Source organism: Labedella gwakjiensis, from assembly GCF_003014675.1.
GTDB lineage: Bacteria > Actinomycetota > Actinomycetes > Actinomycetales > Microbacteriaceae > Labedella > Labedella gwakjiensis.
In genome coordinates this window covers 421,330-445,277 of the sequence record NZ_PYAU01000001.1, presented here as the reverse complement: position 1 = coordinate 445,277, position 23,948 = coordinate 421,330, and the positions used below count along the sequence as shown (strand labels likewise).

Below are 23,948 nucleotides of genomic sequence, written 5' to 3'. Positions count from 1 at the left end.
AACGGGAGGAGATCGATCGCCGGGCGACGCTCTCGCCCGGCGGGAGGATCAGACGTGGCCGCGCAGGGTCGACGTCTGCCCGACGGCGTGCCCGGGCTCCTCCGTGAACACGAGACCCGTGCCGCTATTCGCCGAGTCGGTCAGCGCCTCGATCCACTCCCGGTTGATCGCCGGCGCCCGTCCGCCGGAGAACTTGAAGTACAAAGGGATGCCTCGATCGAGCCAGATGGCGGATCGTCCATCGCCGACGGCCGGATCATCCTTCCACGAGAAGAAGAAGCTCTCCCCGCGACGGAGCTTGTTGCCGATCACGATCTGCAGGTGGGCGAGCGAGCGGTCGTCGATGTCGATGTCGATGTCCGAATCGCCGTAGACGAGTTTTCCCATGGGTGGCTCCTTGACGCAATGGGCACCGACGGTGCGACGGGGTGCCGCCACCCTACCGCTCCCCGGCCGCGGCGGGCACGGGATCAGAGCCGCGAGAGGGCTTCCCGAACGTCGGCCGCGTCCTCGAACCACGACTCGGCGAGAGCGCGCAGATCGCCGATCAGGGTCGGGGTCGCGTGCGAAGCGATGGCGTGCAGCAGCAGATCCTCGCGGGCTGCGGGAAAGGTGATGGTGTCGAGCACGGCGGCGAGGTCGCCGAGCCGTCGCATCGAATCCATGTGCGGCGCGGTGGTCACGACGCCTCCGGGAGCACGCGGCGAGCGGTCAGACGGTCGAGGATGGCGCCCAGCGCCGTGTCGAGGGAGTCGAACCTGGTGCACTCGCCGACGAGCGGCCACATCCACAGGGTCTCGATATGATCGTCGACCTGCTCGACGTAAGCGAGGAGCCGTGTCCCGTCGTCGTCCGGGAGGGACGCGTCACAGACACGCCACGACGTGTCCGTGAGGGCGATCGTCTCCAGTTCCCTGTCGATCCGTCGAATCGGCATCGCAACGTTGCTCATACCGGCCCCCTTCTCTCTGCTGTGTCCAGCCTGGTACACCCGACGGGAGCCTGTCCCCGACTTGACACGACGTTGCGACGCTGTTAAGCGCCCGTTCAGGTGGAAGATCTCGGTCCGCCAGGCCCCTCGGACCAGACGCGATGCCGCGTGTCAAGCCTCGGATCGTCCGTCGGAGTTCGTGTCTAGCGTGGAGGGCGTGCCGAACGCTGTCCGCTTGTCCTGTCCATCCCCTCCCGCCCGGGTCCGCCCCTCTCGTCTGAGCGGTGTGTCGTGGCCCATCTGATCGTCGGGAAGGACGACTTCTTCCTCGAGGACCGTCTCGTCGAGCACCTCCGCTTCGTGGTGGGTCAGAAGCTCCGTCGGGGGGAGGCGTTCCTGCTGACGTGGAGCTATCCGGCGGAACAGGGTTCCGGCCGGCGGTCGGTCTGGGTGCACGAGGGCTCGATGCTCCACTTCCGCCTGCCGAAGGCGTCGGCTGGTCTGAACGCCGAGTGGCTCAGTCGGCTCCTCGAGGCCTCGCACTCGGTCAGAGGCCTCAACCTCGACGAGGTGCCCGAACCCTCGTCATCGGCCGATGAGGAGGGCAGGGGAGACGACCCGCGCGAGCGGGCGCACTCGGTGGGGCGCCGTTCCTGACACCGAGATCGATCGGGACCAAACGGTCCTCAGAGGGTCGAGAGGTCGTCGTTGACGTTCACCGCGATCTCGTCAGCCGTCGTGGCGGCGGCCCGGGCCGAGACGGCGCGAGGCGCACCCAACGCGGCGGTCGACGCCTTCATCTTGGCGACGAGGATGTCGTCCTGCAGCTCCTCCCCGGCGTCTTCCTCGTCCTCCGCGATGAGTTGGCTCGCGGGACCGATGAGGAGGGTGGCGCGGGTGATCGCCCCGTCCTCGCGACGCACGGGGATGGTGACCGTGGCTGAGCTCACGTTCCGCGCGAGCGCCGCGGCGTATTCGAGAAGGGTCTTCGCGATCTCCGTCCCCGTGACGACCGAGTCGTTGCTGTAGAAGATGCGCTGCATGCCGCCAGTCAACGCGGGCGTTCGCGGGGGAGTCAACCCCGTTCGGCGAGCTCATCGGTCGTGCATGGGCGGCGGGACCGCATCCAGCGGGACGTCATGCTCCGGCGCGGACGCCGATACGTCAAGCCCGGGGACGTGCCGTCGTCGATGCGGTCAGGCTGGGGTGGTCGATGCACACGGCGCCGCCGTGCGGACACCGGCTGTAAGGGATGAGAGGGGACGCCATGGGGACACTGACATACGGGCAGCGGGACATCACGGTCGACGATCGGACGCTCGTCCACGTGAGCGTCGTCATCACGCAGAAGCTGCGGAGACGGGAGAGCTTCCTTCTGACGCTGCCGTCGACGAACCGCGAGATCCGCTCCGAGTCGCTCTGGATCAGCGCGATGAGCGACCTCGTGTTCTCCTACGCGGGGAACCGCGTCCCCGCGCTCGACCACGAGTGGCTGGAGTCGATGATGACCGAGTCGTTCTCCGTGCATGGCCTCGATCTGACGACGCACACGGACTCGGTGCACGGACCGCGGCCTGTCGTGAGAACCGCCGACGCGCGTCCGTCCGCCCGAGCGGGCGGACGCGCGTGGTAGCCCGCGCTACGGGCAGGTGAACGTGATGCCGTCCTGCTCGTGCACGCCGGAGCCGAGCTGGCCGCAGACCTCGTTGAAGGCCTCACCGGCCGCACCGGCGAGGGCCGCGATCGCAATGATCGACACGATGATGATGATCGTGCCGATGATGCCGATGATGATTCCGGCGAGCGCGAAGCCGTTCTTCGCGCCGGCCTTCCGCGACTGCACCATCGCGACGATGCTCAGGACGAGGCCGACCGGAGAGAGGAGGAAGGCCAGGATCAGGCCGACGATGCCGAGGGTCCTGCCCGGGACGGGGCCGTTCGGGGTGCCGCCGTACTGCGGGCCTCCGGAGTACTGCGGTGCTCCGCCGGGCTGGGAGGACGCCGGGGGGTACTGCTCGCTCATGTGGTGCCTTTCGGTTCGGATTCTCCGTCACTGTAGCCATCCGGACTCGTCCGGCGGTAGGGGGTCCCCTTCCGCGGACGACGGGCGCCGCCCGTAGCATGGGCGGGTGAGCACCCGCGACGACATGCCTCCCCTTCCCGCCGAGACCCGCGGGGGCACACGTCCACCCGTCGCCCTCCTGCTCGACGTCGACGGGCCGATCGCCAGCCCGGACACGCGGACCATCCGGCTCGAGAGCATCGCGCGCGATCTCGCGGCCCTCGCGAACAGCGGAGCCCTCGTCGTCTTCAACACGGGGCGGGCTGCCGCGTTCATCAGCGAGGTCGTCGTCCCCGTCGTGCGGGCCGCTGGACTCGAGAGCGGACACCGCCTCTGGGCCGTCTGCGAGAAGGGCGCCGTGTGGTTCGGCTTCGACGCGGACAGCCAGGACGAGGCGGAGGTGGATGAGGCGCTCGCGATGGACCCGTCGCTCGAGCGATGGGTCGAACTCCGCGTGGCCGAGCATTACGCCGACACGATGTTCTTCGACCGCCACAAGCTCGCGATGATCTCGGTCGAGCAGATCGTCGACGCGGCCAGGGCCGACTATCACGCCGCTCAAGCGCTGTTCGACGAGGACGTCTTCCGACGTGTCCTCGAGAGCGGTGGCGGTGTGGAACGGCGGGAGGTCGTCGACGTCGGACGGGCCGGAACGGTCACGGTGCGGATCGACCCCACGATCATCTCGACCGACATCGAGCACCCCGCACTCGGCAAGGACCTCGGGGCGCAGCGGGCGATCCTCCTCGCCCGCGAGCACGGCCTCGAGATCCCCGCCGTGTGGCGCACGATGGGGGATTCCCGGACCGACTACGCGATGGCGGATTGGCTGCACGCGAACGGGTATTCCGTCGCCCATGTGGACGTCCGACCGGCCGATGGTGTCCCCGAGACGCAGTATCCCGTGCTCGTGGCGGACGGCGATCTCGTCCACGACGATGCGGCGGCCGTCTTCCTCGAGCGCTGGCGGCGGATCACCGACGCGGACGGGTGGGGTGCGGACGGCGTGCCTGACGGTCAGGCTGCCGCGAGCGCCTGAGGGCGGCGACGGCCCGCTCGGCCCCGACGCCTGGGTTCACGTCCGGTAGCCGGAGTTCGCTGCTTGCAGTACGGAGTTCACGTCTGGCAGTACGGACACCAGTACGTGACGCGCAGGGAGAGCTCATCCGCTCCGAGTTCGCCGCGTTCGATCCGGGTGCCGCAGCGACGGCATGGCGTGCCGTCGCGCCCGTACACCCACACCTGTCGGCCGGGCCTCGTGTCTCCCGTGGTGGTGCGTTCGGCGCGGTCCCGGTTGGCCTGCAGCAGCCGATGTGCGAGGTCCACGGTGCGCACGACATCGACGTCGCCGACGGGACGCGTGGGGAGCGCGCCACGGAGGAAGCAGATCTCGTTGGCGAACACATTGCCCACTCCGGCCAGGTTGCGCTGGTCGAGCAAAGCGACAGCGAGAGGCTTCGCCGGATCGGAGGAGAGACGGTCGACCGCCTCGACGGCGTTCCAATCCGGGCCGAGCAGGTCGGGACCGAGGTGTCCGACTACGTCGTCCTCCCGGTCGCGGGGGATCAGCTCGGTGACGCCGAGATCGAATCCCACGCCGATCCACGACTCGGTTCCCACGACGGCGCGGACCGTGTGGTCGGGGCGACGCCACCGCGAGCCCGGACGGTAGAGATGCCAAGACCCCTCCATCTTGAGGTGGGTGTGCAACGTGAAATCACCCACGCGGTGCAGGATGTGCTTGCCACGGCTGACGACCTCGTGGATCTCCTCGCCGCGCAGGTCGGACGTGGCGAACGACGGGACCCTCAGGTCCCACCGGGTGACGGTGTCCTCGGCCAGCGCGCGGTGCAGCTGGGCGGCCGTGCGGTAGACGGTGTCGCCCTCAGGCACGACGGATCCGGAGTCCACGCGGCGTCTCGGAGAAACCGGCTTCGCGTAGCGGCAGGGCGAGCCTGCTCCCGAGGACGAAGTCGCCGTTGACGTTCTCGACGGCGAGCTTCTCGATGCGGCCGTCGCGTACGACGCCGGCGAGAGACACCGCGGCGTCGGCCACGAGTTTCTCGTCCTCCGTGAACACGAGGAGCGATGAGCCGCCTCGCTCGAGGTAGAACACGAGCTCCCCGTCCACCATCGTCACGAGCCCTCCGGCCTTCCGCCCCGGGCGGTGCTTGGTGCCCGTGGTGTCGGCACTCGGCCACGGGAGGGCTGAACCGTAGGGGTTCGCCGGATCGGTGGCCGCGAGCGTCACGGCGGTCAGCTTCTCACCGGGGCGCTCGCCGCGTGGCTCCGAGCGCACGAACGTCCGCACCCGGTCGACGGTGCCGGAGGTGGAGAACTGCGCGGCGCCGAGGCCGTCGATGATGTACCCGCGGCGGGCCCTGCCCTTCTCCTCGAATCCGCTCAACACCTTGTATGCCAGGGCGAAGCCGCCGGGCACGCCTTCCGTGGACACCGAGCCGCGTGTCACGATGCCGTAGCGGTCGAGGAGGATCTCGGCCGTAGCGGCAGCGCGGATCGTGGGATCGCTCTCGGCGAGGGGGAGGATCGACCACCGCCCGCCCAGTCGCTGGCCTCCGCTCCCGGCGCCCGCGACGCGGGTGGTCATCGTGGGGCGCGCGTACCCACGGCCGCGGTAGGTGCGGGAGCGCGGTGTTGCCCGGGCGCTGCGGTGCGAGCCGCCACCCCCCGTGAGCGTCCGGAGAGGGCTGAACGTGTCGTTCGTGATGAGCCCTGCCCACACGAGCTCCCAGATGGCTGCGACGAGTGCCTTGTCATCGTCCGATCCCGTGCTCTCGGCGAGCTGGGAGAAGAAGTACGCGCCACCCGTGCCGAGCGCGAGGAGGACCTCGCGCTGCAGCGCGTCGGGCTCATGATCGTCGCGTGCGATCGGGAGCGTCACGGGGGCGGCGTCGGCGGGGTGGAGAGCGACCCAGCCGTCGTTGCCGGCCAAGGATCCGGCGCCCGACCAGGAGACCTCTCCCGTCGCGGTGAGCTCGTCGAGCATTCCCGGCGAGTAGTCGCGCACGCGCTGGGGGAGGACGAGGGATTCCCACGCGGATGCGGGAACGGGAACGCCGGCGAGCTGCTCGATCACCGTGAGGACGCCGTCCACCCCGCGAAGGGAGCCCGAGACGTGCTGCCAGTCGGGGAGGAATCGCGCGAAGGTCTGCTGATCGACGGGCTCCACCTCGTGCCGCAGTGCCGCGAGCGAGCGGAGGCGCAGTCGGCGAAGCACCTCGGCGTCGCACCATTCGTCGTCGTCCGCGCCGCGGTCCCTCGCAGCGGTGAGGAACTCGCCGCTGAGGACGCGACGCTCGTCGGCGAGGCGGCCGAGGGTGTGTCGTGCCACGGCCGCTCCGAGCCCGAATCGACGGGCGACCGCTCCCGTGGTGAACGGGGAGTGCGTGCGCGCGTACCGGGCCACGAGGTCGCCGAGCGGATCGGCGACGGGCTCGATGAAGGCGACGGGGACTCCGATGGGGAGCGGGACGCCGAGGGCGTCTCGCAGACGGGAAGCGTCCTCGATCGCGGACCACCACTCCGCTCCCGCGAACGATGCCCGGATGACGCGCCTGGCCTTCTCGAGCTCTGCGAGGTGTGCACGGGCCGTCTCGACGGTCGCGTGGGGAGGAGCGACGTCGTCGTCCGCGTCTGAGGCCCCGTCACCGGTCCGGGCGCCGTCGGTCGTCGTCTCCCTGACGTCGGCGTCCAGGTCGCCTTCGAGACGTTCGGCCACCTCTTCGACGGTGAGGGGGCCGAGCATCCGCACGAGGTCGGCCACCCCCTCGATGCCGCGCATGCGGCGCTCGGGGGCGAGCCGCTGGAGCTCCAGCTCCGTGCGGGCGATCACCCCGGGGTCGAGCAGTTCGCGCAGCTCGACGTGCCCGAGGAGTTCCGAGAGCATGCCCTGATCGAGTGCGAGGGCTGCTGCCCGTCGTTCGGCGAGGGGGCTGTCGCCCTCGTACATGAAGGCGCCGACGTACCCGAAGAGGAGGGATGCGGCGAACGGGGACGGGGTGTCTGTCGTGGTCTCCACGACACGCACCGCTCGGGATTCGATGCGCTTCGCGAGGTCGAGGAGCGCCGGCAGGTCGTAGACGTCCTGCAAGCATTCGCGCACCGTCTCGAGAAGGATCGGGAAGTCGGGGTACCGCTTCGCCACGTCGAGCAGCTGGGCCGACCGCTGCCGCTGCTGCCAGAGGGGTGCGCGGGAGCCGGGGCGGCGGTTCGGCAGGAGCAGGGCACGGGCCGCGCACTCCCGGAAACGCGAGGCGAACAGTGCAGAACCGCCCACCTCGTCTCGCACGATCGCCTCGAGCTCGTCCGGCTCGATCACGAACAGATCCGCCCCGGGCGGCTCGGCGTCCGTATCGGGGATGCGCACGATGATCCCGTCGTCGCTCGCCGTGGCGCCTCCGTCGACTCCGAGGCGTTCACGCACCCGCGCGGCGACCGCGAGGGCCCACGGAGCGTGCACGTGCATGCCGTACGGGGAATGCAGGATGACGCGCCAGTCGCCGAGTTCGTCCCTGCTGCGCTCCACGACGAGCGTCCGATCGCTCGGCAGGTGTCCCGTGGCTCGTTTCTGCTCACCCAGATAGGTGAGGAGGTTGCCGATCGCGCGCTCGTCGAGGCCCGCCGACGCGAGTCGCTGTTCCGCCGTGGCTTTGGGTGCGGCGTCGGTCTCGCGCATGAAGGCACCGATGGCCTCACCGAGCTCGGCCGGTCGACCGAGGCCGTCGCCCTTCCAGAACGGGAGACGACCGGGCTGCCCGAAGGCCGGTGTGACGAGCACGCGGTCGTGCGTGATCTCCTGGATGGTCCAGCTCGTGGCGCCGAGCGCGAACACGTCGCCGACGCGTGACTCGTAGACCATCTCCTCGTCGAGTTCTCCGACGCGCGTGCCACCCTTCGCGTCTCCGCCGACCATGTGCACCGCGAACATGCCGCGGTCGGGAATGGTGCCCCCGCTCGTGACCGCGAGTCGCTGGGCACCCGGGCGGCCCGTCAGGGTGCCGGCGTCGCGGTCCCACACCAGGCGCGGCCGGAGCTCGGCGAAGTCGTCGCTCGGGTAGCGTCCGGCGAGCAGATCGAGGGTGGCCTCGAACGCGGAACGAGGCAGGGAGCGGAAGGGGGCGCTCCGTCTCACCGTCTCGAACCACGCCTCGACCTCGACCGGGTCGAGGGCGCACACCGCGACGGTCTGCTGTGCGAGGACGTCGAGAGGGTTGGCCGGCACCGAGAGCCGTTCGATCTGCCCGGTGACCATGCGCTCGGTGGCGACGGCCGTGCTCACGAGATCGGAGCGGTGCTTGGGGAAGAGCACCCCGCGGGAGATCTCGCCCACCTGGTGTCCGGCGCGGCCGACGCGCTGCAGGCCGCTCGCGACCGACGGAGGCGTCTCCACCTGCACCACGAGGTCGACGTCGCCCATGTCGATGCCCAGTTCGAGGCTCGACGTGGCCACGACGCAGCGAAGGCGACCCGTCTTGAGGGCGTCCTCGATCTCGGCGCGCTGCTCCTTCGAGACGGAGCCGTGGTGGGCGCGAGCGAGCGGTCCGCCCGTGCTCTCCGTGGACGCGCCCGGTTCGAGTAGTGCCGTGCCCGCCGTCGTCCTCGTCGCGTCAGCCGATGCCGTCGGAAGCGCAGATCCCTGGGGCCTGGCCGATCCCTTCGTCTGGCCGCTGCCTCCCATGAGCGCCGCCGGCGGGCGGCTGACCGCACCGGGTCCGTCGTCGTCCGGCTCACCTGGAGGCGCGTTGCGCTCCTCCCAGATCTCGTTGAAACGGGCGGTGAGGCGTTCGGCGAGGCGCCGCGAGTTCGCGAAGACGATCGTGGACCGGTGGTCGAGGATCCGGTCGACGATCGCCTCCTCCACGTGAGGCCAGATGGACGTGGTGCGTTCACCGTCCTGCGTGAAGGTGCCGGAGGTCGCCCCCTCCCGTGGCCCGGTGGGGGTCGGGTCGCCCGCCCCGGGGTCCGTCATGTCGTCGACGGGCACCACGACGGTGAGGTCGAACTTCTTGTCGGCCGTGGGCGCGACGATCTCGACGGGCGCCCGACCGCAGAGGAATCGTGCGACCTCCTCGTGCGGTCTGACGGTGGCCGACAGGCCGATGCGCTGCGCCGGCTTCTCGAGCAGATCGTCGAGCCGTTCGAGGGATACGGCCAGATGCGCCCCGCGCTTCGAACCCGCGAGTGCATGGACCTCGTCGACGATCACCGTCGACACATCGCGGAGCGTCTCGCGTGCGGCGGAAGTGAGCAGGAGGAAGAGCGACTCCGGCGTGGTGATGAGGATGTCGGGCGGGGTCTTCAGCAGCGCTCGTCGTTCCGCTTGCGGTGTGTCGCCGGAGCGTACGCCCACGCGGATGTCCGGCACATCGATACCGAGCCGCTTCGCCGTCTGCGTGACGCCGACGAGGGGCGAGCGGAGGTTGCGTTCCACGTCGACGCCGAGCGCCTTGAGCGGGGAGATGTAGAGGACGCGTGTGCCGACGGGGCGATCGGTCGCCGCGGGGGCCGGGCCGCCGGAGATCAACCGGTCGATCGACCAGAGGAACGCCGAGAGGGTCTTGCCCGAACCGGTGGGAGCGACGACGAGGGCGTTCGACCCGCGCGAGATGGCGTCCCACGCGCCCGCCTGGGCCCGGGTGGGAGCATCGAACGCGCCGGCGAACCACTCCCGGGTGGCGGGAGAGAACCGGTCGAGGATGTCGCTCATCGTGTCATCGAAACACACACCACCGACATCGGGGACGGGGTCGACGCGAGTGCGCTCACGATGCAGGGCAGACGGCGTGGTGCGCGCGGGAGGACGCACATCGAGGGAACCTCACGCGGTGCGCCGGATGAACGCCGATACGTCGGCGAGCTCCTGGGGGGACACCGCGTGCGCGAGGCCCTCGTAGATGCGGCCGGTGAGGGTCGTGTGGGCCGGGAGCCACTCGCCCGTCTGGCGGACGGCCTCAGCGGGAATCACCGTGTCGAGGGTGCCACGGCCCCAGAACACCGGAGGCGCCGCGAGGGCGAGCGCCTCATCGCCGTCATGGTCGCGCGAGGCGACGAACCCGGCGAGGGAGACGGCATAGGCGAACCGATCGGGGGACGAGCGGAGCAGCTGGAGCACGACGGAGGCTCCCTGCGAGAAGCCGAGGAGACCGATCGACGTCGGTTGCACCTCGAGTCGGGAGATCCAATCGAGGACGGCCGTCGCCGCGGCGTCGACCTCGGCGGCGACGGGCAGGAAGTCACCCTGAAGCGGGTACCACGCCCACCCCATGAGCGGCCACTGGGCGGCCAACGGGGCACGGAGGGAGGCGATCACGGGTTCGAGCGGCAGGGACGTGCCGAGCTGGAAGAGGTCGCCCTCCGTCGATCCATAGCCGTGGAGCAGGACGAGGAGGGGTCTGTCCGCGCGGTCCCGCGGACCCGCGGACCACAGGACGGCCTCGTCATCGATCACGACGTCGCTCACGTGTGCTCCTCCCGGTGTGCGGTGAGCCCTCTGGAGCTCCAGGACCAGCGTACGTCCGGCCCCCGACAGCGGGTCGGTCCGGGACGGTCCGCCGTCGCAGGACGCCGCATCCGACGACCGACGACGTCTCGCGACGAAGCGCCCTCCTCCACGACTCTCGGCGTCGGTGCACCCTCGTGCTCGTGCGCACGGCAGAATGGCCGCATGGCCGTGCGCACCCCCGATCCTGATCCCGACGTTCCCGAGGAGCCCAACGCGTCGTCACGACCGTCCGTGAATCCGGGCTGGTTGAGCGACATCGAGCTCGCCGAGATCCGCCAGCGGCTGCCGCTCCTCTACGTCGAAGCCGTCCCCGTGCGGGTCGACGGGCTCGGGGTGGTCACCGAGGTCGGCGTGCTTCTGCGCTCGACCCCGACCGGGCAGATGACGCGCACTCTCGTCTCCGGCCGGGTCATGTACGGCGAGACCATCCGGGAGGCTCTCTTCCGGCACCTCGAGAAGGACCTCGGTCCGATGGCCTTCCCGCAACTGCCCACGTCTCCCGTCCCCTTCCAGGTGGCGGAGTACTTCCCCATGCCCGGCGTCTCCCTCTTCTCGGACGACCGGCAGCACGCCGTCTCCCTCGTCTACGTCGTTCCGGTCACCGGTACGTGCGAACCGCGCCAGGACGCCCTCGAGGTCACCTGGATGACGCCGAACGAGGCCGCGTCCGACGCGGTGTCCGCTGAGATGGAGGGCGGCAGGGGCAGCCTCGTCCGCTCGGCCCTCGCTTCGGTGGGCTGCTTGCGCTGAGCACCGTCGGTGCTCGGCGCGCGGTGAAACCCCTCTGTCACGTCGCGGCATCGAACGCCACCCCTCCTCCTCGGAGACCAGGTACGGCTACAGTCGCGACATGAGCGTCGTAGCCCCCGTCCTCGCCCAGTGGATGGCGCGTCAGCGCTGGTACCAGGCGAAGGGCGCAGAACCCGCCCTCCGAATCGTCGGAACCCTCGACGGCGGAACGCCCGGTGTGCGCGTGGCGACCTTCCTCCTCCTCGACGAGGCGGCGGCCGAGCCCCTCCTGTACCAGGTGCCCGTGGCTTTCCGGGCACAGCCCCTCCCGGAGGCGCAGTCCGCGCTCATCGGCGAGGTCGACGGGCGCTACCTCTACGACGCTCCGCACGACCCGGCCTACGTCGACCTCCTCCTCCGCACGATCTCGGAGGGCGGGCGTCTCGAGGGCGCGGACGCGAGCGCCACCGGCCACCCGTCGGCGGATCCGGGAACGGCGGTGTCCTCTCACGTCTTCTCAGGCGAGCAGTCGAACACGTCGATCGTCGTCGAGGTCGACGGCGGACCCGTGCCGCAGGTCATCGTCAAACTGTTCCGCCTGGTCCATCACGGCGAGAACCCGGACGTCACGCTCCAGACGGGGATTAGCGCCGCCGGGTCGGATCGTGTACCGCGCTCGTTCGGCGTGCTCACCGGCTCGTGGCCCGACCCGGGTCGGGCCGACGGGGTCGCCGTCGGCCATCTGGCCGCCGTGCAGGAGTTCCTGCCGGGCAGTGAGGACGCCTGGCGCGTCGCTCTCCGAGCCGCGGCATCCGGAGAGGACTTCACCGGGCGTGCGGCCGAGCTCGGCGAGGCCGTCGCGGAGGTGCACGAGACCCTCGCGGACGTCTTCCCGACCGTTCCGACGACGCCGGCCGACATCGCGGACGCCGTCGCCCTCATGCGCTCGCGTCTCGCGATGGCGGCGAACGAGGTGCCTGCTCTCCTCGAGCATCGGGAGGAGATCGACGCCGTCTACGAGCGGGCGACGCGCGCGGAGTGGCCGGCCCAGCAGCGCGTGCACGGCGACCTCCACCTCGGACAGGTCCTCTGGACCGATGCGCGCGGCTGGGTGATCATCGACTTCGAGGGCGAGCCCCTCCGTCCGATGTCGGAGCGCTCGCGTCCCGATATCGCTCTGCGTGACGTGGCCGGGATGCTGCGTTCCTTCGACTACGTGGCGGGGTCCCTGGGCCAGGACGGCTCCTCGGACGCGAGTGTCGCCTCCGCATGGGCCGCGGCCGGCCGGGACGCGTTCATCACGGGGTACGGTCGGCGCTCCGGGGTGGATCTCGCCTCCCACCAGGTCGTCCTCGATGCCTTCGAGCTCGACAAGGCCGTGTACGAGACGCTCTACGAGGCCAGGAACCGGCCGGCCTGGCTCGGTATCCCTCTCGCCGCCGTCGCCCGGCTCGTCACGCCGAACGCGGGCTGATCTCTCCACGTGGTGGACGGACGCGGCCGAGGTGAGGATCTCGGCGGTCTCACGACTCGACGTCCGTAGAATCGCCTCATGGGTCTTCCCGAAATCCTCATCTCGCTCCTCGTCGTGGTCGTCGGGATCGGAGCGGCGGTCGGCGTCACCGTCGCCCTCGTCCGCCGTGCCGGCCGTCGTCGGATCGCCGCCACCGAGAGCGAGCTCCGTGAGCTGGAGACGCGCGCCGGCTCGGCCCTCGTGCACGCAGACGACCGCGTCCAGGCGAGCGAGGACGAGGTCGGCTTCGCCGCGGCCGAGTTCGGCGAAGCGGCGACGGCCGACTTCACACGGGCGCTGTCGCGGTCCCGCGAGCGTCTCCGTGAGGCCTTCGCACTCAAGCAGAAGCTCGAGGACGCGTTCCCCGACACCGTGGAGGAGCGCCGCGAGTGGAACCGGCGCATCATCGAGCTCGCGGCGGCGGCCGAGCAGGCGCTCGCCGAGCAGTCCGACGCATTCACCTCGCTCCGCTCGCTCGAACAGCAGGCTCCGTCGGCCGTGCGCTCCATCCGATCGCGCATCGCCGAACTGGAGCCGGGTATCGAATCGTCCGAGAGGCTGCTCGAGCGGTTGCGGGAGCGCTACTCGGACGACGCCCTCCGCGCCATCGGTCGGAATCCGGCGCAGGCGCGCGAGCTGGTCGTCTACGCCGAGCGCAGCCTCGGGGTTGCTGAGGACCGCGTCGGAGCGAAGCGCGCCGGCGAGGCGACGGTCCCCCTTCAGACCGCCGAGGAGGCCGTGCACCGAGCCGGACAGCTCGTCGCGGCCGTCGAGCGCTTCGAGGTGGACGCGCTCCGCGCGGAGTCGACCCTCGCGGCCGTCATCGCCGACACCGAGTCCGACATCGTCGAGGCCCGCCGCTTGACAGGTACCCTCCGGGACGTGTCGGCGCGGCCGGCGATCGAGTCGGCGATCGCCCGGGCTCAGGATGCCCTGACCGTTGTGACCGCTCCGTCCGAACGTCGCGACCCCCTCGGCGAGCTCGAGCTGCTGCGCGACGCGAACAGCGCTCTCGACGACGTCACCGCCGATGCACGCGGGCGGCAGGAGCAGCTCGACCATGCTCGTGCGGCTCTCGGGTCCGCGATCGAGGACGCCGAGCGCCAGATCGGTGTGGCGCGCGACTTCCTGTCGGGCTACCGCGGCCCGATCGGCCCGGATGCGCGCACGCGGCTCGCGGAGGCCGAGCGCCTACTCGAGACGCTCGAGAGCGCGCCGGACGCGGTCGCCGCTCTCGCGCAGGTGCGTCGAGCCGCGAGCCTCGCGGCGCTCGCCGTCACGCTCGGCCAGCGCGACATCGAGGCGCACCAGCAGCAGCAGTACGAGCAGATGCAGCAGCAGCAGTATCGCCAGGGCTATGGCGGCTATGGAGGAGGCTACGGCGGCGGACGCGGTGGCGGGGGAGGGGACATCATGGGCGGTGTCCTCGGCGGCCTCATCATCGGCGGCCTGCTCGGTGGCTTCGACGGAGACTGACCCCCTACACCCCCCACCCACCCCAAAAAGATCGGGATACAGCACGGAATTTCGTGCCGTATCCCGATCTTTTTGGGGTTTCCGCTGGGTGGGACGGGGGTCAGCGGGTGAGGCGGACCTCGTGGATCGTCTCGCCGAGGAACGGTTCGTCGTGGGCCGCGCCATCGGCGACGAAGCCGTTGCGACGGTAGAACCCGTGCGCCCGGGGGTTGTCTTCCGCCACCCAGAGATACACCGGATCGGCTCCGACCGCCGCGTCGAACAGCTGCTGCCCGATGCCCGTGCCGTGGTAGGCGTGCAGCAGGTAGATGAAGTACAGCTCGCGCTCGCGCGGGGCGTCGTCGTCGCGCGCGGGGCCGCAACCGGCGAAACCGACGATCTCACCGTCGACGAGCGCGGCGTACTGGACGAAGTCGTCGCCCTGGTTCATCCAGTGCGTCCAGAGCTCCGCCATCCGTCGCGGCGAGAGGTTCGCGAGCGTCGCCGAGCTCACGAGGTGGTCGTACGTCTCGTGCCAGCAGGTGGCGTGGACGCGGCCGAGGGCCTCGGCATCGACGTCGCGCACGGGCCTCACGATGGCGGATTGTGTCTCCATGGCCTGACCATACCCGCGCGCGTCTGGCTGCCCAAATCCGGCTCGGGCGGACAGAGAGATCGCGCGGGCACCCGGAATTCCGAGTGCCCGCGCGATGGGGTCGTGCGTGCGTGAGAGGTCAGCCCTGGGCGCGGCGGGGGCCGTTGCCCCGGCTCGTGCCGGAGGACCGGCCGCCCACGAGGCTGCCGACGCGCATCGGCGCCTTCGCACCCGAGGAACCGCCGCGGCGGCCACCGGAGGCGCCTGCGCCGGACGACTGGCCGCCGGAACGACCGCCGGACGTGCGCGGAGCCGCGTCGCGCGCAGGGCGCTGCCCGGCGGACTCGTCGCGTCCGCCGCGACGTGCGCCGCCCTGGCCGCGACCGCCCTCGGCGTTGCCGCCCTGAGCCCTGGCCGGTCGTGCGTCCTGACCGCGCTGACCGTCGCGACCGCCCTGGCCGCGACCGCCCTGACGACCGCTGGCGTCTCCGTCGCGGGACGCGCGCTTGCGTCGTGCATTGGCGCCCTGCGAGGTACCGCCGCCGCCCTGGGAGCGACGCTCCTCGGGAGCCGGCTTCACGTAGGCGGCCACATCTCCGACGAGTGCCGTGACTTCGCGCGAGTCGGCCGTCACGACGGTCGGCTTCACGGAGATCTTCGCCTTGCGCAGGAGCGAGGAGAGGTCGGAGCGCTGCGCGGGGAGCGACACCGTCACGACGTCGCCCTCGCTGCCCGCTCGCGCTGTGCGACCGGAGCGGTGCAGGTACGCCTTGTGCTCCATGGGCGGGTCGACGTGCACGACGAGCTCGACGTCGTCGACGTGGACGCCGCGCGCGGCGACGTCGGTCGCGACGAGCACGCGGACGCTGCCCTCGCCGAACGCCTTGAGGTTGCGGTCGCGCTGCGGCTGCGACAGGTTCCCGTGCAGGTCGACGGCGGGGATGCCCGACGCGGTGAGCTGCTTCGCGAGCTTCTTCGCGTGGTGCTTCGTCCGGAGGAAGAGGATGCGGCGACCGGTGCCGGAGGCGAGCTTCTCGACGAGGACCTTCTTGGCCTCGACGCTCTCCACCTCGAACACGTGGTGGGTCATCGCGGCGACGGGGGAGTTGGCCTCGTCGACGGAGTGGAGCACCTCGTCGTGCAGGAAGCGCCGGACGAGCTTGTCCACGCCGTTGTCGAGCGTGGCGGAGAACAGGAGGCGCTGGCCGTTCGCCGGCGTCTTCTCGAGGATGCGTGTGACGACGGGGAGGAACCCGAGGTCGGCCATGTGGTCTGCCTCGTCGATCACGGTGATCTCGATGGCGTCGAGCGACACGAAGCCCTGCTTCATGAGGTCCTCGAGGCGGCCGGGGCACGCCACGATGATGTCGACGCCGCTCTTGAGAGCGGAGACCTGGCGGGCCTGGCTCACGCCGCCGAAGATCGTCGTGGTGGTGAGGTTGTACGCGGCGGCGAGAGGCGCCACGACGGCGTCGATCTGGGTCGCGAGCTCGCGGGTGGGAGCGAGGATCAGAGCCAGGGGGCGGCCGGGGCGACGCTTGCCGCCGGCGAGCGACCCGCCGAGACGGGCGACGAGGGGGATCGCGAAGGCGATGGTCTTGCCGGATCCCGTCTTGCCGCGGCCGAGCACGTCACGGCCGGCGAGCGTGTCGGGAAGGGTGTCGGCCTGGATGGGGAACGGCTCCGTCTTGCCATCCGCCGCGAGGACGGTGAGAAGGGGAGCCGGCACGCCGAGCGTGCTGAAGGTGATGTCGGACACAAGTGCCTTTCGGGGCATTTGCCCGCACGGCGCGGCTCCGCTCGCGGACGAGGGAGCTGGTGCGGGAGGTGGCGAAGGTGCCTCATGGCACGATCGTTCGCCGTTTGGAACGGTGCGGTGCGGTGGGTGACCACCACGGCGCACGGTTCAACAGAGATCCCGCGCGATCCATGTGGATCGCTCCCCGCGCCGATTCTCCGGAGGAGATGTGCCCCTGCAAGAGAGGCATCGGACGTGCGGGTGAGAGATGTGAAGAGCGTTCAGACGACGCAGGGAACCCGTCGATGGGTTCGCCGTTGACCCCAGTCTAGCCGACGAGAGGCCGCTGGCGCAGTCCCGGACGGATATCAGGCCGTCGGAGCCTCGTCGACGGCCTGGATCTCGGGGTCGTACGCCCACGTCGGCGCGAGCTCGGCGAGTCGCGATCCCCGCCACTGCCAGACGACCCACAGCGGTAGCCAGAGGGCCGGGGCGACGGCTCCGCCGATGTCGAGCCTGTCGCGGTAGAGCGTCTTCCCGGCGTCCCCCGGGGCAGGGGCGACGGCCATGCGGTGGCGCCAGCTGCCCAGCAGGGCGAGGGGTCCGGTGAGCGGCGCGCCGTCGTCGACGAGGATTCGAACACCGTCGGACCGGTGGTCGTCGAAGGAGATGTCGATCCGCTGTCGACCGGAGGGGACGAGTCCGGCGAGCGAGAGCCCCACGGTCGTGGTGGTGGCGTCCCACATCGTCGGGAACTCCGTCTCCGGTTCCATCATCATGAGCGGCGCGTAGATCTCCCGCAATGCGGCGGGGGAGCGGAGCGCGCGCCACGCGACGTCGGGTTCGCAGTCGAGAACGGTCTTGAGCTGGATCCTCATACCCCCATGATGTCGAAGACGCCCTGCTGGTGTTCGCCCTTGACAGCGATCCTGGTCCGCAACGGGGCGGTGTCCGCGCGTGTGCTTCCTACACTGGATGGATGACGACCGAGCAGACCGCAGGACCGCGAACGGACTCCGACGCGACGCCCGGCGACCGCGCCGTCGGTCCGTCGCCGGACGCGCCGCTCGTATGGGATCCGCAGAGCCTCCCTCCCGCCCGGTCCGAGTCCCCCGTCCGCACGGAGACGGAGGCTGCCATCGGTGGACTCGCCGCCGGTCTGCTCGCCGCCCTGTTCGCCGCCATCATGTTCGTGGGAAAGCTGACGCCGATCTGGGGCGGATGGTCCGTGGGTTCCGCCGCGATGGGTTCGGTCGCGGTCGCGTGCCTGGCTGCGAGCATCACCGGCTACTGGCGGTCTCGGACCCAGCCGGGGCAGCGGTGGCGTCTCACGCTCCCGTCGTGGAAGTTCATCGTCGACACCGCGGCGGTCGCGGTCGTGCACGTGGCGATCGCCGCGATCGTGACGTTCGGCGCCTTCACGATCCTGCAGCAGGGCTTCCGCGACCTCCTCGTCGACGGATACGCGGCCATCGCCGCCGTCGCCGTCGGCACCGGGCTCGCCACCTACGCGGTCTACCTCTCCGTCTCGAAGCTCACGACGGTGACCATGTCGCAGCTCCTCGTCGTCTTCATGACCCTCGGCACCTTCGCGAGCATGGCGATCTCCACCGACCCGCACTGGTGGCGCTACCACTTCAGCCACCTCGGCACGTTCGGCGATCGTGGCAGCAGCCTGTTCAACGTCACGCTCATCGTGGCGGGAGTGCTCGTCACGACCTTCGCGCTCTACGTGGATCGTGACCTGCGCCTCCTCCACGATCGGGGCGTCATCCGGTCTCGGCGGACCGCGAGCGCCGTCTCGACCCTGTTCGTCCTGCTCGGGATCGCGCTCGCGGGCATCGGGATCATCCCCATCAATCTGAGCGTCGTCGTCCACAACGTGTTCTCCGCCGGAGCGAGCATCGTCTTCGCGGTGATGCTTGTGAGCGCCCCCGTGCTCCTGCGCGGGATGCCCTGGCAGTTCTTCCTCGTGACGGCCGGCTTCTTCCTCGCTCTCGTCGGAGCCGGCCTCCTCCACTTCGTGCTCAACTACTTCAACCTCACGGCATTCGAGCTCGTCGCGTACATCATCCTGTTCGGGTGGATCGCGGTGTTCGTGCGGTTCCTCGCGGCGGTCCTCCGCTCGGAGGAGCGGGCCACGACATAGGGTCGGCCTCGTGGCGATCCGGTATTGGCTGGCGGTGGCGCACCGCGATCACGTCCGGCGCGCCGTGGAGCACGGCGTCGCGCAGCTGACCTTCGGGCGCCGCGAGGGCCTCGACCGCATGCGCGAGTCCGACGGGCTCGCGTTCTACTCGGCGAGGGACCTTCCGGACGGGAATCCCGTGCGCGCCTTCACCGCCGTCGGGCGAGTCACGGACGATGACCTCTATCGCGTCGGCGGCGTCGACTCGGGATGGCGACCGTGGCGTCGCCGGGTGGACTTCCGCGCCGATGTCGCCGACGCACCGGTCCGGCCCCTCCTCCACGTGCTCGAGTTCACGCGGCACACGGCCGATTGGGGCCTCCAGCTGCGCGCCGGGTTCCTCGAACTGAGCCGTCACGACTTCGAGGTCATCGAGCAGGCGATGCGGATCCAGCCGGGGGAACGGTACCCGCGCTCTCCTCTACGATGATCCGGTGACGATTCCTCCAGCCTTCCCCCCGGCCGGTCAGGGCCGCTACCAGGTCCGCTTCGACGTCGGCCCCTCCGGCCTCGCACGCATCGGAGACGCTGACGTGATCGTCCGGGTCGATGCCTTCGGTGAGGCGGCCGCGGGCGTCGATGTGGCACCCGTCTCGGCGGACGCCGCCGTCCTGTCCGCGGATCTCGGCACGCGGAGTGCCGTGGCGCGCTGGATCCTCGACCACCAGGTCTCCACCGGGCGACGCGTGTCGATCTCCGTCGTCACGGCGTCGGCCGACGGCTCGTTCGGCTCGGCCGACGTCCTCGCCGCCGGTGCCGTCATCGACGCCCTCGCCGCCCTCGGCATCGACTTCACCTCGCCGGAGGCGGCGGTCGCGTGCGCGGCGTTCTCAGGACTGTCCGGAGCCGTCGGTCATCTGCTCACGGCCTCGGTCGCGGGGCAGGAGCTCGTCGCAGCCGGCCGACTCACCGTCGAGCAGGTGCGGGAGCGGGCCGTCATCGACGCGGACGACCACCCCGTGGTGCTGCGCGCTCCGTCGGCGTAGCGTCGAGTGTGGTCGCGCGTCTCAGCCCGGCCATGTCAAGAGGAGAACTCATGCAGGCAGTGCTCGGCGACCGTGTGATCGCGACGGCGGAGGACGACGACCTCATCCGCATCGAGGGCAACTGGTACTTCCCGCCGGCGTCGATCGACTGGGCGAGCCTCGAGGAGAGCCCGACGCCCTACACCTGCCCGTGGAAGGGCGTGTGCCAGTACTATTCCGTGGCCGGCGGTCCGAGCGACATCGCCTGGTCGTACCCCGAGCCCTATGCGGGAGCCGCGGAGCGTGTCGGCAAGGACTTCGCCGGCTACGTGGCGTTCGACCCCCGGGTCACCGTCTCGGCGTGAGCCGGACGACTCGTCAGTCCTGATCGACGCGGGCCCGCCGTTCGCGGTGGGCCCGCACCTTGTGGCGATTCCCGCACCGCTGCATCGAGCACCACCGGCGGGTGCCCCCGCGGGATGTGTCGAGGTAGACGAGCGTGCAGTCCTCGCCGTCGCACTCGCGGATGCGTCCGCTCGCGTCGGCGTCGAAGAGCGCGATGGCATCGCGAGCGATCGTCGAGAGCGCCTGAGCCGCGCGTGGCTCCGTCCGCCCGGCCTGGCGCGATCCGCCGTCGAGTCGAGGCGGGATGTCGGGAGTCGCGCCGTACAGATTCACGAGGTCGATGTCCGTGCCGGCGAGCGGGAGGTCGCGAGACCGGGACAGAGCGAGCCGCGTGATAGCGCCACGAAGGGCGTGGGCATCGGCGACGTCGCGCTCCGTGGCGGGTCCGGCCGGCATCCGCCCACCGAGCCAGTCGTCGAGGTCGGCCGTCGATCGGAGGAACTCCCACGGGTGGTCGATCCGTCCGTCGGCAGCCCCGAGCCCACCCGTGTAGGCGAAGTCGAGCGCGAGCGAGCCGCTGTCGAACCACCACTTGACGCCCTCGGCCGATTCGAACCACTGCCCGGTCGGAACATCCACTCTTGAGGAGACTTTCACGTAACCAATATAGTCGGTTACGAGAAACGGTCCCGGCCGGGAGCCGATGACGGGAGCGGTCATGATCCAGGTGACATTCGACGCGAGTGACCCGCATGCGCTCGCCGCGTTCTGGGCCGATCTTCTGAGCTATGAGGTCGAAGACCACGCCGAGTTCGTGGACTCCCTCCTCGCGACCGGGCAGCTCGCGCCGGAAGAGGTGATCGTCCGCGACGGACGCTCCGCTTTCGCCGACGTGGCGGCGGCGAGCGACCCGTCGGGGGAAGGGCCCCGCCTGTTCTTCCAGAAGGTGCCGGAGCCGAAGACGTCGAAGAACCGCGTGCACGTCGACGTCCGCGTGCCGGAGGAGCGCCGCGAGGACGAGTCGAAGAGGCTCATCGACAAGGGCGCGACGCTCCTCTGGATCACGAGCGATCGCGGACCGACCACCTACACGATGCAGGACCCCGAGGGGAACGAGTTCTGCCTGGACTGACCGAGGACGCCGGTTCAGAGGAGCTTGCGCAGGGTCCGGAGGTTGCGGGTGGTCGTGCTGGAGCGGTAGCGCGTGCGCGCGGTGCGCTTCGCGAAAGCGGTGTCGGTGCTCGACCCTCGGGGGAGGTCCCAGTAGAGGACCCCGTCGCCGGGCACGACCCGCTCGGCGTCCGCGGTCGTGTCTGCGAGCGCGAAACCGGCGAGTTCGGCCAGGATCGCGGGGTCGGAACCGAAGAGGACGTACGGCTGCCGTCCCTCGACCTCCTCGAACGGGAAGCCCTCCACGACGCGGCTGATGCGGCTCTGGCTTGTGAGGACGATCCACGCGTCGTAGCCGAAGGCGTCCTCGAGCGCTCCCTCGATGCGCTCCTTGAGCTCCGATTCCGGCGTCTGCCCACCGTCGAACACGACGTTGCCGCTCGCGAGGACGGTGCGCACCGACTCGAAGCCGAGGTCGCGGAACACGGCGGCGAGCGGGGCAGACCTCACGGTCACGCCGTTGACGTTGACGCCTCGGAGGAGGGCGACGTGGAGGTCCGCCGCGCTCACAGCGGGGCCGACGCGGCGGCGCTGCGGCGCATGGCCGGCGTGATCTCGCGGCGGCGCCACGCGATCTCGAAGCGGGCGTCGAAGCTGCGGGAGCACACGGCGCACGAGCTGCGCCGGTTGGGTCGCCGGTGCCGATAGACCGTGTGCCCGCTCGGGCACGTGCCGACCCAGGGTGCGAGCTCGTCGGCGGTGCGCCCGGAGTGCAGGCGGGCCCCCTCGTACCCGAGTTCCTCGGCGATGCGCTTCCACTCCGCTCCATGGCCGACGGACGCGCCGGCGAGGGCGTGCGCCACCTCGTGGAGGAGGATCTGGTGCACTTCGTCGTCCTCGTAGCGCGCGGCGAGGTAGCGGGACACCGTGATGCGGTGATCCGTGTAGTTGCACAGCCCGGCACGCTTCTTTGCGTTGTCGAACCCGAAGGACCACACGGCCGGGTCGAGGTGGAGGGTGATGAGCGCGTCCGCCCAGACCTTCACTCGAGCGAGATCTGCCATGGAGTCACGTTATAACGAGCCACCGACATCACCGCGCAGCCGTGCCGTCCGGCACCTCGGTCGGATACTCCGAGCGGGTCAGACCCGGTCGGCCAGGTACGATTCCGTCACCGCGATGGCGATGAGCGACGACTCGATCTGCTCGTCAGGAGCGCCGAGCTCGCGGCGCAGCTCGGCGGCCGCCTGGAAGTCGGCGAGAGCCTCCTCGAACCGTTCCAGGTCGAAGTACACCTTGCCGCGGTGCTGCAGGCTGAAGGCCTCGTACAGCGTCCACTCGTGGGTGTGGGCCTCGTCAACGCAGGCGTTCAGCTCGTGGATCGCGTCGTCGTACGATCCGCGGAACTGGAGCACCTGGGCCCGGAGGAGGCGAGGCCTCACGAGTTCCTTGCGATCGCCCGTGAAGCGGGCGAGTCGCACGGCCTCGTTCGCGACGTCGAGCGCCTCGTCGAGCTGTCCGGCGACCTTCAGGAGCCAGGCCTTCTCGCAGAGCGCCGTGAGGCTGCGGAGGTCGCCGAGCTCGTCCAGCCGCTCTCCAACGGCGCGGAGATCGACCTTCTCGCGGAGGGTCGCCGCGTCGTAACCGAGGATGATGCTGTTCGTCACCGGCACAACGATAGGCGGCGATCCGGCTGCTCCCCGCACCGCCTCCCGCCTGTCGGAGATTCGTCGCCGAATCCGGGCGCGGACCTGCGGTCAGCGACCCGGCTTGACCTGGAAGACCGACTTCGACGGGGGAGGAGAGCCCGTCGCCGTCGCGTCCGTCGCGATCGGTGCGCCGGAGGCGAACTCGCGCAGCTCACGACCGGACACCGCTCTGGCGGGGTGTGGGCCTCCGGCGAGGAGTCGGGGGAGGAAGTCGAAGGGCAGCTCCGACGGCGAACCCACGAGCACGAGGTTGCCGAAACGGCGCCCCTTGAGGATCTGGGCCTCGGCGATCACGGCCACGTGGTCGAGAGCCGCGGAGAGGGTGGAGACCTGGCTGCGGGCGAACGCGAGACCCGGGCCGTCTGCCACGTTGACGGCCAGGAGGCCGTCGGGGGCGAGGAGGCGGGCGACCTCGCGGTAGAACTCGACGCTCGTGACGTGCGCCGGCGTGCGGGCGCCCTGGAAGATGTCCACGATGACGAGGTCGCACGCGCCGTGCAATGCGGACGGCAGCCGCCCGACGACCTCGCGGGCGTCGCCGTACCGCACGCGGATCGACGCGCGCTTGGGCAGCGGGAGGTGCTCCCTGACGAAGTCGACGAGATCCCGTTCGATCTCCACGACCTGCTGCCTGCTGCCCGGCCTGGTCGCCTCGACGTAGCGGGGGAGGGTGAGTGCTCCAGCGCCGAGGTGAACGGCGGTGATGGGGGCGCCGGGCTCGGCGACGAGGTCCGCGACGTGACCGATGCGTCGAACGTACTCGAAGGTCAGATCGCTCGGATCCTCGAGGTTCACGTGCGACTGGGGGGTCCCGTCGACGACGAGCTGGAAGCTGCCGGGGACGAAGCGGTCGGGTTCGATCACGGCCTGGAAGCCGCTGCCCTGGAGCCGCACGTGGGGATTGTCCATCCCCCGAAACTACCGCCAGCGGCCGTCGTCCTCGTCGGCCGCGACGGGAATGCCGGAGCGGGGTGGGCGTTTATACAGGAGACTCCGGGAAAAGGTCAAGCCGAGAAGTAGACATGGGGGTAACTTCCGCATATGATTGACCTTTGCGCTCCCTGACGTTTCACTCTGCCTTCATAT

Annotated in this window: 27 protein-coding genes; 11 read left to right on the top strand and 16 right to left on the bottom strand. The window is 70.3% G+C overall.

Translation table 11 applies throughout. The features are described 5' to 3' along the window. Positions 1-48 precede the first annotated feature (48 nt). From CLV49_RS02045 to CLV49_RS02035, 3 genes are all read right to left on the bottom strand, one after another. Positions 49-387 carry a DUF7882 family protein gene (locus CLV49_RS02045; RefSeq protein ID WP_106562048.1) on the bottom strand — a complete coding sequence of 113 codons (339 nt, stop codon included), beginning with the start codon at positions 385-387 and terminating at the stop codon, positions 49-51. An 83-nt stretch (positions 388-470) separates the two neighbouring features. Continuing rightward, the gene (locus CLV49_RS02040) at positions 471-683 is read right to left on the bottom strand and encodes a DUF2795 domain-containing protein (protein WP_127054510.1); all 213 of its coding nucleotides are present in this window, start codon (positions 681-683) and stop codon (positions 471-473) included. Next, complete coding sequence (locus tag CLV49_RS02035; protein WP_243696756.1) at positions 680-952, bottom strand: hypothetical protein; 273 nt, start codon at positions 950-952, stop codon at positions 680-682. The genes CLV49_RS02040 and CLV49_RS02035 overlap by 4 nt, the downstream gene beginning before the upstream one ends. Positions 953-1,222: 270 nt before the next feature. Here CLV49_RS02035 and CLV49_RS02030 point away from each other — a divergent pair, with 270 nt between their 5' ends. Beyond that, the gene (locus tag CLV49_RS02030; RefSeq protein WP_106562046.1) at positions 1,223-1,588 is read left to right on the top strand and encodes a DUF7882 family protein; all 366 of its coding nucleotides are present in this window, start codon (positions 1,223-1,225) and stop codon (positions 1,586-1,588) included. Positions 1,589-1,617: 29 nt separating this feature from the next. Here the strand turns inward: CLV49_RS02030 and CLV49_RS02025 are convergent, their stop codons facing one another. Continuing rightward, on the bottom strand, positions 1,618-1,974 hold the full coding sequence (locus CLV49_RS02025) for a hypothetical protein (RefSeq protein WP_106562045.1): 357 nt from the start codon (positions 1,972-1,974) through the stop codon (positions 1,618-1,620). A 224-nt stretch (positions 1,975-2,198) separates the two neighbouring features. Here CLV49_RS02025 and CLV49_RS02020 point away from each other — a divergent pair, with 224 nt between their 5' ends. Next, the gene (locus CLV49_RS02020; RefSeq protein WP_106562044.1) at positions 2,199-2,564 is read left to right on the top strand and encodes a DUF7882 family protein; all 366 of its coding nucleotides are present in this window, start codon (positions 2,199-2,201) and stop codon (positions 2,562-2,564) included. 6 nt (positions 2,565-2,570) lie between these two features. Here the strand turns inward: CLV49_RS02020 and CLV49_RS02015 are convergent, their stop codons facing one another. Further along, a complete protein-coding gene (locus CLV49_RS02015) occupies positions 2,571-2,954 on the bottom strand; it encodes a DUF4190 domain-containing protein (protein WP_106562043.1) in 384 nt (127 codons plus the stop codon). 106 nt (positions 2,955-3,060) lie between these two features. On the opposite strand from CLV49_RS02015, the gene CLV49_RS02010 reads away from it, so the two are divergent. Beyond that, a complete protein-coding gene (locus CLV49_RS02010) occupies positions 3,061-4,032 on the top strand; it encodes an HAD family hydrolase (protein WP_243696755.1) in 972 nt (323 codons plus the stop codon). A gap of 77 nt (positions 4,033-4,109) precedes the next feature. On the opposite strand, the gene CLV49_RS02005 is transcribed toward CLV49_RS02010, so the two are convergent. The 3 genes from CLV49_RS02005 to CLV49_RS01995 all read right to left on the bottom strand — a co-directional run bounded on the left by CLV49_RS02005 (position 4,110) and on the right by CLV49_RS01995 (position 10,473). Further along, complete coding sequence (locus tag CLV49_RS02005; RefSeq protein ID WP_106564820.1) at positions 4,110-4,886, bottom strand: DNA-formamidopyrimidine glycosylase family protein; 777 nt, start codon at positions 4,884-4,886, stop codon at positions 4,110-4,112. After that, a complete protein-coding gene (locus CLV49_RS02000) occupies positions 4,879-9,720 on the bottom strand; it encodes an Lhr family ATP-dependent helicase (RefSeq protein ID WP_106564819.1) in 4,842 nt (1,613 codons plus the stop codon). Before CLV49_RS02000 ends, CLV49_RS02005 begins: the two co-directional genes overlap by 8 nt. Positions 9,721-9,831: 111 nt before the next feature. Continuing rightward, on the bottom strand, positions 9,832-10,473 hold the full coding sequence (locus CLV49_RS01995) for an alpha/beta hydrolase (protein ID WP_106562042.1): 642 nt from the start codon (positions 10,471-10,473) through the stop codon (positions 9,832-9,834). A 204-nt stretch (positions 10,474-10,677) separates the two neighbouring features. On the opposite strand from CLV49_RS01995, the gene CLV49_RS01990 reads away from it, so the two are divergent. From CLV49_RS01990 to CLV49_RS01980, 3 genes are all read left to right on the top strand, one after another. Beyond that, a complete protein-coding gene (locus CLV49_RS01990; protein ID WP_106562041.1) occupies positions 10,678-11,265 on the top strand; it encodes an NUDIX hydrolase family protein in 588 nt (195 codons plus the stop codon). A 100-nt stretch (positions 11,266-11,365) separates the two neighbouring features. After that, positions 11,366-12,718, top strand: a complete 1,353-nt coding sequence (locus tag CLV49_RS01985) for a maltokinase N-terminal cap-like domain-containing protein (RefSeq protein ID WP_106562040.1) — start codon at positions 11,366-11,368, stop codon at positions 12,716-12,718. A gap of 78 nt (positions 12,719-12,796) precedes the next feature. After that, complete coding sequence (locus CLV49_RS01980) at positions 12,797-14,233, top strand: hypothetical protein (protein ID WP_106562039.1); 1,437 nt, start codon at positions 12,797-12,799, stop codon at positions 14,231-14,233. 100 nt (positions 14,234-14,333) lie between these two features. Here CLV49_RS01980 and CLV49_RS01975 read toward each other — a convergent pair whose 3' ends face one another. The 3 genes from CLV49_RS01975 to CLV49_RS01965 form a co-directional block, all read right to left on the bottom strand. Next, complete coding sequence (locus CLV49_RS01975) at positions 14,334-14,828, bottom strand: GNAT family N-acetyltransferase (RefSeq protein WP_106562038.1); 495 nt, start codon at positions 14,826-14,828, stop codon at positions 14,334-14,336. A 118-nt stretch (positions 14,829-14,946) separates the two neighbouring features. Further along, a complete protein-coding gene (locus CLV49_RS01970) occupies positions 14,947-16,566 on the bottom strand; it encodes a DEAD/DEAH box helicase (protein ID WP_208019895.1) in 1,620 nt (539 codons plus the stop codon). A 347-nt stretch (positions 16,567-16,913) separates the two neighbouring features. Beyond that, complete coding sequence (locus tag CLV49_RS01965) at positions 16,914-17,423, bottom strand: hypothetical protein (RefSeq protein WP_106562036.1); 510 nt, start codon at positions 17,421-17,423, stop codon at positions 16,914-16,916. A gap of 101 nt (positions 17,424-17,524) precedes the next feature. Here CLV49_RS01965 and CLV49_RS01960 point away from each other — a divergent pair, with 101 nt between their 5' ends. Genes CLV49_RS01960 through CLV49_RS01945 form a run of 4 tightly spaced genes read left to right on the top strand, consistent with a single transcriptional unit; the run spans position 17,525 to position 20,063 of the window. Beyond that, a complete protein-coding gene (locus tag CLV49_RS01960; RefSeq protein ID WP_106562035.1) occupies positions 17,525-18,694 on the top strand; it encodes a DUF998 domain-containing protein in 1,170 nt (389 codons plus the stop codon). A 10-nt stretch (positions 18,695-18,704) separates the two neighbouring features. Then, positions 18,705-19,163 carry an EVE domain-containing protein gene (locus CLV49_RS01955; RefSeq protein WP_106562034.1) on the top strand — a complete coding sequence of 153 codons (459 nt, stop codon included), beginning with the start codon at positions 18,705-18,707 and terminating at the stop codon, positions 19,161-19,163. 4 nt (positions 19,164-19,167) lie between these two features. Continuing rightward, positions 19,168-19,719 carry a hypothetical protein gene (locus CLV49_RS01950; protein WP_106562033.1) on the top strand — a complete coding sequence of 184 codons (552 nt, stop codon included), beginning with the start codon at positions 19,168-19,170 and terminating at the stop codon, positions 19,717-19,719. Positions 19,720-19,769: 50 nt separating this feature from the next. Then, complete coding sequence (locus CLV49_RS01945) at positions 19,770-20,063, top strand: DUF427 domain-containing protein (RefSeq protein ID WP_106562032.1); 294 nt, start codon at positions 19,770-19,772, stop codon at positions 20,061-20,063. 13 nt (positions 20,064-20,076) lie between these two features. On the opposite strand, the gene CLV49_RS01940 is transcribed toward CLV49_RS01945, so the two are convergent. Continuing rightward, entirely contained in the window at positions 20,077-20,682 is a 606-nt protein-coding gene (locus CLV49_RS01940; protein WP_243696754.1) for a CGNR zinc finger domain-containing protein, read from the bottom strand. Positions 20,683-20,761: 79 nt separating this feature from the next. Between CLV49_RS01940 and CLV49_RS01935 the strand changes: the two genes are divergently transcribed. Further along, positions 20,762-21,175, top strand: coding sequence for a VOC family protein (locus CLV49_RS01935; protein ID WP_127054508.1), 414 nt, complete (start codon positions 20,762-20,764; stop codon positions 21,173-21,175). 14 nt (positions 21,176-21,189) lie between these two features. Here the strand turns inward: CLV49_RS01935 and CLV49_RS01930 are convergent, their stop codons facing one another. The 4 genes from CLV49_RS01930 to CLV49_RS01915 all read right to left on the bottom strand — a co-directional run bounded on the left by CLV49_RS01930 (position 21,190) and on the right by CLV49_RS01915 (position 23,771). Then, positions 21,190-21,723, bottom strand: coding sequence for a DUF1697 domain-containing protein (locus CLV49_RS01930; RefSeq protein WP_106564818.1), 534 nt, complete (start codon positions 21,721-21,723; stop codon positions 21,190-21,192). Further along, on the bottom strand, positions 21,720-22,217 hold the full coding sequence (locus CLV49_RS01925) for a SprT-like domain-containing protein (RefSeq protein ID WP_106562029.1): 498 nt from the start codon (positions 22,215-22,217) through the stop codon (positions 21,720-21,722). Before CLV49_RS01925 ends, CLV49_RS01930 begins: the two co-directional genes overlap by 4 nt. 78 nt (positions 22,218-22,295) lie before the next feature. Further along, positions 22,296-22,820, bottom strand: coding sequence for a tetratricopeptide repeat protein (locus CLV49_RS01920; RefSeq protein WP_106562028.1), 525 nt, complete (start codon positions 22,818-22,820; stop codon positions 22,296-22,298). A 90-nt stretch (positions 22,821-22,910) separates the two neighbouring features. Beyond that, complete coding sequence (locus tag CLV49_RS01915) at positions 22,911-23,771, bottom strand: spermidine synthase (protein WP_106562027.1); 861 nt, start codon at positions 23,769-23,771, stop codon at positions 22,911-22,913. Positions 23,772-23,948: the final 177 nt, after the last annotated feature.